9 protein-coding genes are annotated in these 14,350 nt (G+C 42.4%); 3 read left to right on the top strand and 6 right to left on the bottom strand.

What is annotated here, in order from left to right:
• Positions 1 to 7 precede the first annotated feature (7 nt).
• The 3 genes from DEO27_RS15530 to DEO27_RS15520 all read right to left on the bottom strand — a co-directional run bounded on the left by DEO27_RS15530 (position 8) and on the right by DEO27_RS15520 (position 6,136).
• Positions 8 to 1,516 (bottom strand): RagB/SusD family nutrient uptake outer membrane protein, encoded by a 1,509-nt coding sequence (locus DEO27_RS15530; protein WP_112574011.1) that lies wholly within the window; start codon positions 1,514 to 1,516, stop codon positions 8 to 10.
• A gap of 34 nt (positions 1,517 to 1,550) precedes the next feature.
• Entirely contained in the window at positions 1,551 to 4,559 is a 3,009-nt protein-coding gene (locus DEO27_RS15525; protein ID WP_112573914.1) for a SusC/RagA family TonB-linked outer membrane protein, read from the bottom strand.
• Between the two features lie 1,139 nt (positions 4,560 to 5,698).
• Positions 5,699 to 6,136 carry a DUF1003 domain-containing protein gene (locus DEO27_RS15520; RefSeq protein ID WP_112573913.1) on the bottom strand — a complete coding sequence of 146 codons (438 nt, stop codon included), beginning with the start codon at positions 6,134 to 6,136 and terminating at the stop codon, positions 5,699 to 5,701.
• A gap of 382 nt (positions 6,137 to 6,518) precedes the next feature.
• Between DEO27_RS15520 and DEO27_RS15515 the strand changes: the two genes are divergently transcribed.
• On the top strand, positions 6,519 to 9,947 hold the full coding sequence (locus DEO27_RS15515) for an ABC transporter permease (RefSeq protein WP_112573912.1): 3,429 nt from the start codon (positions 6,519 to 6,521) through the stop codon (positions 9,945 to 9,947).
• A gap of 78 nt (positions 9,948 to 10,025) precedes the next feature.
• Here the strand turns inward: DEO27_RS15515 and DEO27_RS15510 are convergent, their stop codons facing one another.
• From DEO27_RS15510 to DEO27_RS15500, 3 genes are read right to left on the bottom strand one after another with little or no spacing between them, the layout of a single operon-like run.
• Positions 10,026 to 10,427, bottom strand: a complete 402-nt coding sequence (locus DEO27_RS15510; RefSeq protein WP_112573911.1) for a DUF1634 domain-containing protein — start codon at positions 10,425 to 10,427, stop codon at positions 10,026 to 10,028.
• A gap of 10 nt (positions 10,428 to 10,437) precedes the next feature.
• Positions 10,438 to 11,271, bottom strand: a complete 834-nt coding sequence (locus DEO27_RS15505; RefSeq protein WP_112573910.1) for a sulfite exporter TauE/SafE family protein — start codon at positions 11,269 to 11,271, stop codon at positions 10,438 to 10,440.
• Between the two features lie 3 nt (positions 11,272 to 11,274).
• Entirely contained in the window at positions 11,275 to 11,922 is a 648-nt protein-coding gene (locus tag DEO27_RS15500; protein ID WP_112573909.1) for a FadR/GntR family transcriptional regulator, read from the bottom strand.
• 295 nt (positions 11,923 to 12,217) lie between these two features.
• On the opposite strand from DEO27_RS15500, the gene DEO27_RS15495 reads away from it, so the two are divergent.
• Together DEO27_RS15495 and DEO27_RS15490 are read left to right on the top strand one after the other, a co-directional pair.
• The gene (locus tag DEO27_RS15495; RefSeq protein WP_112573908.1) at positions 12,218 to 12,796 is read left to right on the top strand and encodes an RNA polymerase sigma factor; all 579 of its coding nucleotides are present in this window, start codon (positions 12,218 to 12,220) and stop codon (positions 12,794 to 12,796) included.
• 177 nt (positions 12,797 to 12,973) lie between these two features.
• Positions 12,974 to 14,140: a FecR family protein gene (locus tag DEO27_RS15490; RefSeq protein ID WP_112573907.1), complete on the top strand. Its 1,167-nt coding sequence runs from the start codon at positions 12,974 to 12,976 to the stop codon at positions 14,138 to 14,140.
• The last annotated feature ends 210 nt before the right edge of the window (positions 14,141 to 14,350 follow it).

Genomic DNA, 14,350 nt, shown 5'->3' with positions numbered 1-14,350 from the left:
GGTCAGTTTATTTCCAAAATGGGTTTTGAGTTAGCAGGTTATTTTGTGCGATGAGTTTGCGTGATACAGGCCAGTAAATTCCCCCTGAATTGATGAGTTTGAGGAATGCCGGGTTGTTTTGCTTGATCTTGTTGTATCGTACCAGATCATACCAGCGGTGTCCCTCGCCCATAAGCTCGCGGTGCCGCTCTTTGAATATCACATCGATAATATCCTGGTTGCTGTCTATCGTAAGATCTGTCATCCCCCGGCGGGTCATGATATTAAACACTTCATTTACTGCACCGTTCACATCTCCTAAAACAGCCAGCGCTTCGGCCCGGAGTAATACGACATCTTCTATCCTTGTAAAAATCAGGGCGCTGGTGAAGTACCGGAATGTGGGATCAGAAACGCCCCCCAGTATTACTTTCACTTTGCTGAAAATGGGGTACTTGCCGTTAATATTGGTGAAGTATCGCTCGGTACGGGGCTGGCCAAGCGTATCTATGCTAAAGCGTTCGTCTTTAGGCATATCAAATATTTTAAGGATGGTATCCTTGGGCATATAAATGTCAGGCACTTTTTTATTCACCACAGGTTCGGCCAGGGTTAACTCCTCGAGATGGCCCGTTACCGAACCATCAACATGCCCCCAATCAGAGTTAAAGCCAAACATCTGGCTGGTGTTCTTATTAAAAAAGAATCCGTTTGACTTGGTCAAATCTTCTGTGCTTTGAAAATTGATACCGCTTTTGCCATAATTATCTTCAACAAACTTGGCGTAGGTAGCAACATCGGTATAGTTGCCCTGCCATGCCGCTAAATGGGCCAGCACCGCGTATGCCGAGTTTTTTGTAGCTAAAGCTCCGCCCCAGCGGGTAGCATCTTCATTATAATAATTGCCGGGCTGCTGTACATCGTTATTGCTGTATACAAACGGCAGATCTGCAGCGGCCTTAAGCATTTCCTGCTGTGCCCATACTAATATTTTGCTGCCGCTTTCGCGGGCCTGATTTTCAAACTTACCATCGTGCGATGCAGTGATGAATGGCACATCTCCCCAGATCCTTACCATATAGAAATAGGTAAAGGCCCTTAAAAAACGAACCTGGGCAACATCAACTATCAAATAATTTTCTGTATAGCGCTTATCGGCTGCTTTTACATCACCAATGCGCTCAAGAAAAATGTTTGCAGCATTAATGATAGCGTAAAACCTTGTCCAGTCCGACAAAGCATCAACAGTTGGGTATGAGGCGTTGAGCTGATTGGTTGAAATTGCTTTCAGGTCCTGACGGTTGGGACTAATAAATTCGCCGGTACGTACATCGCCATAAAGCCAGTGACCATCGTTATCGGATAAGCCGGCACGTGTAAGTGCATAAACACCTAATAAGCCTGCACGGGCATCTTCAAGCTTATTCCACATATTTTTTTCGCCCACAACCCTCGTCGAATCAATATCCAGTGTTTTATTACAGCTTGTAATTGCTGCAGTAAACAGGATCAGGACGATACATAATGTCTTTTTCATTTTTACAACATGATTTTTGTGATCGTTTTTCATATCATAATTCCATTTTTACACCCAGCGTGTATGTTCTTGGTATGGGCAGGCCATAGCCGGTGTCGTAACCATCATAGTTCACCAATTCGGGATCCTGGCCTGTGTAAGGCGTTATGGTGAACACATTATTTGCAGTGGCGTACACGTAGAATCGGGTTAGCTTGATTTTCTTTAAGCGCATGGCTTTGGTGAGATCATACCCGATAGAAACTGTTCTTAATTTCAGGAATGAAGCATTTTCAAGAAACAGGTCCTGATCTACACGGTAAGGGATAACTGTACTCCAGGGGTTATAAAGGGGATATTTGCTATAGTCGCCGCGTTTTTCCCAAAAGGTGATCTCTTTAACAGAATTTACATCGCTGTTGCCTTCGCGGTTAATAAAATCAAACCGGTTGGCCATTTCCTGGTGTATAAGGTCGCGCCCGAGATTGAAATACAGGTTGATATTTAAATTCCAGTTGCCGTACCTGAAATTGTTATCGTATCCACCTGATATTTTAGGTAACGAATGGCCTTTTAATACCTTATCATTATTATCAATTACGTTGTCGCCATTGATATCCCGCCATTTTGGATCGCCGGCATGCATGGCAATGCCATTGTATTTGAGCGGCTGCCCGTTTACAACAGGTATCTCACTTTCTGATTTATAAATGCCATCGTTTATCAGCAACCAATACTGATCAACCGGGCTGCCAACCTTTAAAAGCTTGTTATCAATGGTGATCTGGTTTAAGCCTCTTGGCAAAGCTTTTAGCTTATTGATATTATGATTTAGGTTTAGGGATGAAGACCAGCCAAATTTTGTATTCTGGATGATATTGGCAGATACAGATACATCTACACCGGTATTATTTACAGCCATACCGCTCTCGATAGACTGTTTATAACCGTACTCGGCAAAGGCCGGGATACCTATCAGCAAATTCTTTTCCTGTTTCAGGTACCAGTCAACCGAAAGGTGCAGGCGGTTATTAAGGAAGCCGGCATCGGTTCCTATGTTAAGCTGATTGGAATATGACCATGGTATACCATAACCAATCCAGCCGGTAGAGTAGGGCCGGGTAAGCACGCCAAACGCGTTATATCCGGGTACAGTTAAGTTACCGGTATAACCTACAGAAGCTGTGTATTGAGGCCCCTGTGCGTAATTATCAAACGCGTTAAGGCGGCCTATTCTGCCCGCGCTTGCACGTAAAATAAGATCGTTGATGATAGTGTTGTTGGCTAATAACTCTTTCTTAATATTCCAGGCTGCAGATACCACAGGCGAATAGAACCATCGGCTGGTAGGCTGAGCGTTTGATGAGCCATCGGCACGCACGGTTGCAGAAAGGAAATATTTTTGTTTGAACGAATAGTCGGTTTTTGCATAAAACGAAACCAGGTTATGCTTGATCTTATCCAGAAAACGGAAGGTTAACTCGCGCGGAAATGCCGTAGGATTAAGATAGTTAGGATTGTCAGACCCGTCAGGATTTTTCGGGTTTGAATCCAGGAGGTCTATCTTAATGTAGTCGTTTACGCCTTTGTACGCATAGGCATTGCTGTACTTGTAAATATCCCATTGCGTTGATTGCCCCAGCTCAAAATGGAAATCGTTTACCTTGTTGATTGTCAGATCATAAGTTGCCCTGTTATCTGCCATTATTCTTTGGCTAAACCCAAAGTAATTGGAAGCATAACTGTTGCCCTGCAAAAGGGTACGCGCATAAAACACGTCACGGTAACCTTCATTATAATCTACATTAAAGGTGGTAGTGAATTTAAATTTTCCAAGATCGAGGCCTATTTTGGCATAACCATCAACAATATTTGTCTTGTTGTTATCAAAGCCCTTTTTGTATTGTGCCAGATAATCGGCATAATATTCTTTGTTGGGTGGCAGCGGAGCACTGAGATCGGGGAAGTAATTGATCTGGGAAAATCTGTCCCGGAGATATTTGTTTCGTTGCCTGTCCAGTCGGTTGGCATTTACCATAGTCGAGAAAAGCAACCATTTGAGCGGCTTCATATTGATATTGAACATGGCGCTATAACGGTTTAGCACAGTTCCATCAGCAATGCCATTGTTCTTCAGATCCCCCAACGAAAAACGGAAGTTAGCACGATCAGTGCCACCGGAGATGCCAAAGTTTATACCGTAAACTACCGCGTTACGATAGTAAAGATCGCTCCAATCAGATTTTCCGCTATAAACATTGTTCAATGAGTCGCTCAGGTAGATAGGGTAGTTCTCATCATCTGAGTACCTGCCATTGGTGGTATACAGGTCATAAAAGCGCTGTCTGAAAGCGTTTTCATACTTGCCGTTTATGGTAGTTACATGAGGGCGCTGCGCTAAGCCTATATACGAATCAAAGGTGATGCTTTTAGCAGCCACCGGGGTTTTAGAGGTTAACACGATAACGCCATTAACCGCACGGGGCCCATAAATTGCTGTAGCCGACAGATCTTTTAATACCTCGACCGAGGCGATATTATTCATATCGATAGCAGCAAACGGGTTGGTGGCAGTACCCATCCTGTTGTAGTCATACAGTTGTATGTCAAATGCAAAAGGGTGTTCTGTTACCAGTGGAATACCATCCAGCACAACCAGTGGCTGCGATTGGTAAACATCCCTCGGCGAAAGAAGCGGCATAGGCACACCCCTTATAAACATATTTTGAACGCTGCCGGGTTCGCCCGAAGGTTCCTGCACATAAAGCCCCGCAAATTGCCCTTTTAACAGTTGTTGAAGGGAAACAGCCGGGAATTTGGATAGGTCATAGGGCTTTTTGGTAACACTATCTGCAAGCTTATTATATAAGGTATGCCTGATAATAATATTTATACTATCTTTTAATAATGAGTCTTTTGCCGTTGTATCCCGACGGACATAAGTCTTACCATAAAAAGGACGTTTTACTTTGCTTTTTTTACCCTCATTCCCCTTAGCTAAGCCCGTAAGTGCATTCGTGGTAATTGCTGCGAAAACCACAAAGCACAGCCATAAGTATCGCATAATGAATGGATCTTTTAGTTTGTGAAATAAAATTTTGATTTAACGGCCATGTGTTGCTATGCCTGCAAAAGAGTTATGCAGATAACATGCGCCCTTACATTAAGTAGCGTGTAATTCTTTTTCCATAGTGTTGATTTTCAAGTGAAAAGAACAAGAAGTCAGGAGTAGTCTGCAGGAATACTCTCGACAGCGGCGCATAGTTATGCCCCCTCAGGTTTGCCATCAAAAAGGCAATGCCTAAGCGTTCTTTTCACTTTTGGTGATTAGGTTAATTAATAAAAGTCTTTGATGCCTAAAATCTCGGCAAGAGATTTTTGCCTTGTCAGATGATTGGTTTCTGAAGGACGAGGTACAGGTAAATCAGGTTTTTCATGTCAGTGATATTGGTTAATATATTTGTTACGTAAATCTCGAAAAAAGCAGGTCAGGTGGCTTAAACGATTAAGTGGTAAACGTATTTTTATAACTGGTTTTAACAAATATAATTAACAAAAACGTTTTACCAAGAGATATTGATGAAATATTAAATTTTTGCTATTTCAGGCAATAACAATCGATCACAATTGAAAAAATGTTAACAAAATTGGCAGAATGTTTGTCTTTTTTGATATTTTATCATTGAAACGGGCCTGCTAAATTTCAATAAAGCGCTAAAAAATCTTCTTAGCGCATTAAAAATCTGTCATAAAATGTAAGAATTACATTTTTAGTTAAAACATTGTAATTCGCGCTTTAAATTTCCGTTGGTAATGAAGCTGGTTTAAAATGCCATGTCATTGCGAGGAGGCACGACGAAGCAATCTCGTAGCTAATGTTTGTTCGCCCCGTATAGCTACGAGATTGTCGCGCTACGCTCGCAATGACATCCTTTTTTTAAGATGTAATTTTATCCTCTGAACACTTGTGGTCTATTCACCAATCTGGTGGGAAGTTTTTAGGCCCAGAAAAAATGGGACAATAAAAGGAGGGGAGTATCAGAAAGATTTCAATACAAGAAGGTAATGGTTAGAAATTCCGGGAATCTTGAACAGGCTATTCCACGGAATTTGACGTATTTGCTTGTGTTTGAATAAAGAGCATAAGTCTGCTTAAAATCTTTTCTTTCCTTGCTGAAAATTTTGGCAGGCTCGTTACGGGCACTACTTCTTATTTTCCATCTTTTCAAGAAGTTCCAATATGCGGTCCAGCTTATCAACTTCAATGGAGTTTAGTTTTTTTGTTAATGCCTCAATTTCTTCTTTAGCATCGCAGTTTGTCTTATAGTCAGCGTCGGCCTGTGCCCTGTCGCGTTCGTTCTGACGGTTTTGTGCCATCATGATGATGGGTGCAGCATAGGCCGCCTGTGTTGAAAAAAGAAGGTTTAGTAATATATAAGGATATGGGTCCCAATGATAGATATATGCAACGGCATTCAAGATCATCCAAAGGGCTACAATAATAGTCTGGATAATGATAAAGCGCCATGAACCCATGCCTGTCGCAACTGAGTCGGCTAATCGCTGACCAAAATCTAATGATTCCTTGTGTAATTGATGCCAGGTTTTTTCTGCCTTTAAATGATTTAGCTTTAGTTTCATTTGTAATATTTAAATTATAGAGTTGTGAGGCGATTGATTCAGAATCTGATTCTACGTTTATGTTGCGGTTAAAGTTGACATGGGAAACGCGAATTAAAGACTGAACTAATTTAACACGTTATGACCCGACTTCAAAACTTTAGTTGAATGGGAAAGGACGATGTGCTCAATATTTTATAGGCTCTTTTTAGGAAAGCGATACTGAACGATGTCAAAAGCAGTATAGTCTTATAGTTGAGATTAATTCCAGGGAGGGTTCTTTTTGAAACCGTACATCATACCGTCCGCTTTCGGTACGCTTTTACTGAGGCTTTTTTAATGTAATTTATTGTTAGTGAGTTGTTTGTAACTTTGGAATGATGGTTGTCTCGGTCTTATTCACTTGGAATTTATAACCTTTCATATTGGCTTTTACGAACTGGCATCTCTCGGAACCTTGTTTTCAGGAATACCGCTTGTGGTTCTTTTACTGCTTTCAAAACGGGGAGACCAATGGGCAAACCTGTTTTTGAGTTTGGCTATAGTTGCCATTATATTAAAGGTTGGAGGCCTTATAGCGTTCTGCTTACCACTGGTGGGGCCTTTATGGTATTTTTTTGTTCGCCGGCAAACAGGTCCCGACAGGCAATTTCGCTGGCGGGATAGCATGCATTTCTGGCCCCTGCCGGCTGCCTGTTTGATTGCATTGCCATGGCTGGCCTTGATCTCGAACATAAGCTATCTTTATTTATCATACCGTTTGATCCAGGGTTTTTATAGCCGCCTGAAGCCAGTACTGATGGATAAACCGCGTTTTACTTTCAGGCGGCTGAAAAAAGTTCACATTCTGCTGGCTTTGCTCTGCCTGTGCTGGTTCTTTAATGATCTTTTCTCTTTCGCTGTTACTTATGTGTTGTTTGGTGTGGCGGCCGGCACGATATTGCAACCAGATAGTAATGGCCAACCAGCAGCATCTTTAGCATATCGTTCGGATGTGAGGGAGAAGGGCAGGCGGCTGAAAGAGACCGTTGTTGCCAATCGTCTATATGCGGACGCTGAATTAACCCTGAGCTCCCTGGCCGTGAAATTGAATGTGCATCCACATGATTTATCCCGCATTATCAATACAGGATTGAACAGGAGCTTCAACGATTTTATTAATGAACTCCGCGTTCGGGAAATAGCCCGTAAAATGCAGGACCCGAGTTATAATCATTTCACGTTGCTGGGTATCGCTTATGAATCCGGGTTTAACTCTCAAAGAACGTTCAATCGTGTTTTCAAGGAAATGACCGGTAAAACACCTGCCGAATATAAAAAGAGCCTGGAAAAAGAGTGGCCAACTCATAAATTGGCTATCCCGCCAGGAATTCGGCCTGTAATATTGCGTCAGGAAACACTGTCTACTTGGACAGGTAACACATTAAAACGCAATTATATGTTCAGGAATTATTTCAAAACGGCAATCAGAAACCTGCTGCATAGTAAGGTATATTCTTTCATTAACATTGCAGGGCTGAGCATTGGTCTCGCCTGTGCTATGCTGATCCTGCTTTATGTTCAGGACGAGGTAAGCTTCGATCGTTTTCATCAGAACGCCGGCCAGATCTACCGGATAGATAAGCAAATGAAAAGGGATGATGGAAGTATTAATAATGGCAGTTATACAGGCTATTTTCCCGGACCTCGTTTTACCGCCAAGATTCCCGAAATACAAAGCTTCGTCCGGTTTCAGCCATCGCAGGCGGATATCAAAACAGGAACCGACATTCGGTCGCAGGCTATTTGCCTGGTCGATGCAAACTTCTTGTCAGTATTTAATTTTCCGCTACTTACCGGCGATGCCAGATCTGCATTAATTGAACCTAATTCGGCAGTAATTACAGAAGATATCGCTAAAAAATATTTTGGCAGCGCGGATGCCCTGGGCAAGATCATCTCTGTAAAAAACGATGGTGATTTTAAACCTTTTATGATCACCGGAGTCGCCAGAAATTGCCCGGAGAATTCATCCATTAAATTCCAGGTGCTGCTCCGGTTGAGCGTTTCGGCGGCAGATGAAAGCAACAACGGTAATTGGTTCAACTCCTTTTTAAGTACTTTTGTGGTGCTTTCGCCCGGTGCCAATATCAAAGCAGTTCAGGATAAAATGAACCAGGTATTTGAATCAGATGCCAGTAAGGCCATTAGCGAGATCAAAAACAAATATCATGTTCAGCATATTGGCCAGTCGTATATGCTGGAGCCGCTAACTGGGATCCATCTCGGTAAGATCATCCCCAACGAAGATGAGATATTGAGTGATAAAAGCAATCCCGAATTTTCGTATATCCTTTCGGCTATAGCCGTTTTTGTCCTGCTGATTGCCTGTATCAATTTCATTAACCTAACGGTGGCACGCTCTGTAAAAAGGGCGAAGGAGATTGGCATCCGTAAGGTGATTGGGGGTACAAGCCGGCAGTTGCGGTTTCAATTCTTAAGCGAGTCCTTTGTGCTTTGTTTCATCGCTTTCATCTTCGCCTTTGCAATTGTCGTTATCGTATTGCCTTTCTTCAACAGTCTGGCCAATAAAGCCTTATCGCTTTCTTACTTATTTAGCCCGAAACTGATCATTGATTATATCGTACTTTTTATAGTCACCGGCTTATTGGCCGGCGCTTATCCGTCAATGATTTTATCTGGCTACCGGCCTGTTGAAACATTGTACAGTCGGTTTAACCTGGCCGGAAAAAATGGCCTGCAGAAAGCACTTGTTATCTTTCAGTTTGCACTGGCATCGTTTTTAATTATTGGTGCTATGGCTATTTATCGCCAGTTCGATTATCTGACGACTCAAAAGCTGGGTTACGACGACAGTCATTTGATAACTATTGATCAAATGCCGTTAAGCGCCGATCAGGCTGCTTTGTTCAGACAGGAGTTGATAAAGGATCCGGATATTATTGATGTGGCACCCCGGAACGGCGGTTACAATAATAACACAGTGAAAGTAAACGGCGACCAGTCGATCAATGTGTCTGTTGAAACGGTTGATGCAGCTTACGTGCCGCTCCTTAAAATACCATTACTGGCAGGCCGGAACTTTTCTGCCGAATACTCCTCAGATCGCACACGTTCTGTACTGGTGAACGAAGCATTTGTGCAACAGGCAGGGTGGAAGCAGGCCATAGGACAGCAAATATCAAGCTTTGAAAACGAAACCTACCAGGTTATAGGCGTAGTAAAAGACTATCATTACCGGCCTTTAACAGAAAAGATCCTTCCCCAATTTTTTACCGCTAACCCTGCAAATAATTATGGAATGATGTACATCAGGATCAGGCCCGGTACCGAAATAGCAAGCCTGCAACACATTTCTAAAATATTTAAAGAGATCTTTCCGCTAAGTCCGTTTAGTTACAATTTTAAACAAGACCAGAACCAGCAGAGTTATACCGCCGAAGCCAGGTGGAAAGGCATTATTTTGTTTAGTGCTGCGTTAACCATTTTTATCTCGTGCATTGGTTTATTCGGGCTATCCGTTTTAGCCGTTGAAAAACGTGTTAAAGAGATCGGCGTACGCAAAATACTCGGCGCTTCGGCAGACAGGATCGTTATACTTTTATCGGCTGGTTTCTTAAAACTTATCCTGATCGCACTCGCTATATCCATCCCGTTTGCGTGGATAGCGACAAGCAAGTGGCTGCAGTATTATCCCTACCGGATAGCACTTAACTGGTGGCTATTTGCGTCAGGTGCCATATTAGTGATACTCATCGCCCTGATCACTATAAGCTTTCAATCAGTCAAAGCGGCTATTACTAACCCGGTAAAAAATTTGAGAACAGAGTGAGTCAGCTTTACGCAGGTTGTCTGATTTTATTGACAGAGGTGAGCTTTAAAGCAGCTATCACCTCTGCTTTGGGCCGTTTTATAATTTCAAGCCACCTATAGTACTGAATAGCATTACGCAAAGTACTATTGTGGTAATAATCACATAAAGCTTATCTTTTTCTAATGCAAAACCTAATAGCGACAATGCTATCCGCAAAACCGGCGTGGCAATAAGCACCATTACGCCAAATTGCACAATGCCTTTTGCATTGAACTGCAGTGTGCTTGAAATAATGCCACCAAAAGTGGTGAAACTGCTGTCCTCGCCGTTAAAGTGATGATAAGAAGGCATGGGTGCCGAACCATGCTGAATGAGGAATAAGATGCCCCCGAGCAGTACTATACAGCTTGCAGTTATTACACCGGTACGTAGCAATCGCCCTACAAGGAGCTCAATATCGCGGTCGCTCAGGTTTTTGCCATTGTTATTTGCGTTCATATATTTTCAATTAAAATTTGTGTTGAAATCCGTTATACATCATTTCGGCAGCTACAAAAACTATAGCTGCACAAAAAATATAGCGCAGCACTTTCGGATCAAGTTTTTTAAGTAATCTGGCTCCGGTAAATGCCCCTCCTAATACGCCCAGTACAACCGGAAAGGCGATTGCCGGGTCCATATAGCCCCGTTGCAGGTAAACCACCGCGCTGGCTGCGGCAGTAACGCCAATCATGAAATTACTTGTGGTAGTGCTTACTTTAAATGGTATGTGCATGGTTGAATCCATGGCCAGTACCTTGAGTGCCCCTGAGCCTATGCCCAGCAAGCCCGAAAGTATACCGGCTAAGGTCATGATAGAAAATCCGGCCCCTACATTTTTAAGTTTGTAGTCAACCGGCCCTGCCGGGGTTGGGTAACTGCCGTTAAGCTTCAAAAATTCCGATGTTTTGCTCCCTTCTGTAAGCGCAACTTGATTTTTCTTTCTCAAAGTCATAGCTGCCGAAAAAAGCAGGATGCAACCAAAAAGTATTGCGATAGTATTAGTAGGAGTGTAAACAGCAAGTAAAGCGCCTATGACTGCCCCAACGGTGGTAGCAATTTCCAGGAACATGCCTAAGCGGATATTGGTGATGCCTTCCTTTACATACGCGCTTGCTGCGCCTGATGAGTTGGCGATAGAAGCCAGCAGGGCTGCGCCAATGGCGTAGCGAATATCCACATGGAAAACCAGGGTTAACAAAGGGATAACAACTACCCCGCCGCCGAGGCCGGTTAATGAACCTACAAGGCCGGCCAGATAGGCGCCGACCAATAGTATGATGGTGAAAGTTAAAATGGTCATGATTTAATAATTGTTTTTTAAAATTTCGGTGGTAATCTGTCGTGCGACTTCGGCATCGCCTTTTGCTATAGCGTTATAAAGTGCCTCATGTAAATGGTGGCTCATCGCAAAATGGTTTACGCCCTGTTTTTCGCGTTTTTCAAAAAAATCGCGGATGATTACCGTGAAACTATGGTACAGATCGGCCAATACGCTGTTTGATGATGCCTTTGCCACTGCGGAGTGAAAAGATAAATCGGCATCGATACAGGCTAAGCGCTGCCCGGCCATTATCGCATCCTTACGCTGTTGCAACCTGAGTTTAATTTCCTGGAGGTTATTTTCAGTACGGTGTTTTGAAGCAAGGGTAACAATTTCCAGTTCAAGCATCTGGCGCACTGCATTGATCTCATCAAAGGCGGCAAGTTTTAATCGCTGGTCAATATTGTCTGAATCTGATATTGCGTTTACAAATGTTCCTGATCCCTGCTGTACGCGTAGCACGCCTGCATCTGCGAGTGATTTGATGGCTTCGCGTACTGTTGAACGGCCAACATTATATAAATCCATCAATTCAAACTCCGAAGGCATCTTATCGCCTTCGTTCCATTTTCCGGCAACAATATCGTTTTTGATAAGCCGGATAATTTTATTACTAAGTTTCTCTGCCATGTTAAGCTATTAAACTGTACAAATGTATGATGTTTATTTAAACATCTGATGTTTTAATTTAATTCTTTTATAATTGTATGACATTACAAGGCTTTTGGCAGGGGAGTAGATGATATAATTAGCTGATTTTATAGCGTCCTGGCGAAGCGAGATCATTTCTTCAACCAATGTCAATCTATAAAATCTATTTTATAAGATAATTTCTATATTTGGATTTGACGCATAAACAAGAAGCATTGAACCACCATGATGTTTGTGTAATTAACCTGATTGCTATAGGAAATTGAAATAACACATGGCCCCCCTTGACTTATCAGCCGACGATGCTGAACTTCTGAAACTTATCAGCGAAGGCTACAAACCTGCCTTCGACGCGTTGTATAACAAATATTGGAAACAGGTTTATAACACGGCATACAAACGGGTTAATGATATTGAGCGGGCACAGGATATTGCCCAGGATGTATTTGTGCAATTGTGGGTGCGCGGATCAAAATCGCCTATTGAAAACCTATCGGCTTATTTGCTCGTTGCCGCCCGTAACGGCGTTTTCAAATACATGGAGAAGGAATCGCGCTATGCGGCATTGCCGGATACCGTGCAGGAAATTGAAAGCCCCCTTGGTCGTGCCGATGCCAATGTACTCCATGATGAGTTTTTAAAAGCTTTTAACGAGCTTGTAGATACTTTGCCACCCCAACAGCGTGTTATATTCAATTTGCGCTTTAATGAAGGCCTCTCAAGCCAGCAAATTGCAGATCAGCTGCAAATCTCACCAAAAACAGTCCGTAACCAAATGGGAAAGGCCCTTGCCACGCTTCGCAAGTCGCTTTTTTTATTTTATGTGTTGCTTTATTTTTATCAAAAGGGCTGATAAAACGTTTTTTCTCTAAAGTTGATGTTGTTTTTTTATTAATAATGCAGCTTTGTTGGTTTAATTTTATCAGTTTGATTGGTAATATGTGCTATTTTTAAATAAAACATTAAAAATATTTTCAATTAACATGGGCTATTTTCATTTTGCCGACTCATGTATATATAAAGGATGTAAATGGACGAGGCGAACAAACAATATTTTATACAAATACTAACAAAATACAGGCTTGGTGAGGCTACCCAGGAAGAAATTAAATTCCTGGAGTCGTATTATAACCTGTTTGATTTAAATGATGATCTGATTACCGACGAGAATGAGGCCGACTATCTATATCTGAAACATGCCATTAAAGCTAACGTTGACGAGCGGATAGCGCAATTCGAAAAAAAGCCGATTACCATGCCTTCAAGATCTGGCTGGATCAGGTACGCTGTGGCGGCATCAATTATGTTGTTTATTTCGGTTGGCGCTTACTTTTTGATTCGTGGTAATCATACGGCCAATAATTTCACAGCAGATAACTATAAGGGAATAGTGCCGGGAACAAACAAGGCTACGCTTACTTTGGCTAACGGCACAACCATATCGCTTGATGATGCCGCTAAGGGGCAGATAGCTAAACAGGCTGGTGTGAAAATTACCAAAACTGCAGACGGGCAGATAGTTTATCAGGCCGACGCGACAGGACAGGATCAGGCAGTTCAAAATACAGTGGCCACACCCAAAGGGGGGCAATATAAAGTGATCCTGCCCGATGGTACCAACGTATGGCTTAACGCGTCATCCTCAATAAGCTATCCAACAGTTTTTAAGGGAGCAGAGCGGGTGGTAACACTTAATGGTGAAGGGTACTTTGAAGTTACTAAAAATAAAGCGATGCCTTTCAGAGTAAAATCAGCATTGCAAACTATTGAAGTATTAGGTACGCATTTTAATATCAATGCTTATGCAGATGAAGCAGTTGTCAAAACAACGCTGCTGGAAGGTTCGGTGAAGGTGATATCAGAAACCAACTCAACGCTTATTGTTCCCGGTGAGCAGGCTGTAATAAGCCGTCAGGGTAATGGTGTTATCAGTAAGCAACAAGTAAATCTTGATGCGGAAGTGGCCTGGAAAAACGGCGTATTCTCATTTGCAGATGAGGATATCCGTGAGGTAATGCGCCAGGTAAGCCGCTGGTATGATATCGATGTGGTTTATGAGGGTGATATGCCGACTGAAAAATTCTTCGGCGAAATTTCAAGAAGCAGCAACCTGGCTGATGTTTTCAAGATCCTGGAACTTAACAACATGAAATTTAGGGTGGAGGGTAAAACGGTGACGGTATCGTACAGTAAATAATATTTAACCTTAAACTTTATACTAACAACTAAACAAAACTAAATGCTAATCACTAAAACAATGCTTGATGGATAAACAACTACGATAAATCTCAGCCATATCTCCTATTAACAGACCAAAAATTAACCGGAAGCCTCTCACCGCTTCCGGTTTAAAATAGGTCAGGCAGCACAAGATGTCGAAGCCCTGGGCTGCATTTTATTAACCCAA

Origin of the sequence: Mucilaginibacter rubeus, from assembly GCF_003286415.2 — a bacterium.
Lineage (GTDB): Bacteria > Bacteroidota > Bacteroidia > Sphingobacteriales > Sphingobacteriaceae > Mucilaginibacter > Mucilaginibacter rubeus_A.
This window is presented reverse-complemented; position numbering and strand designations above follow the sequence as displayed.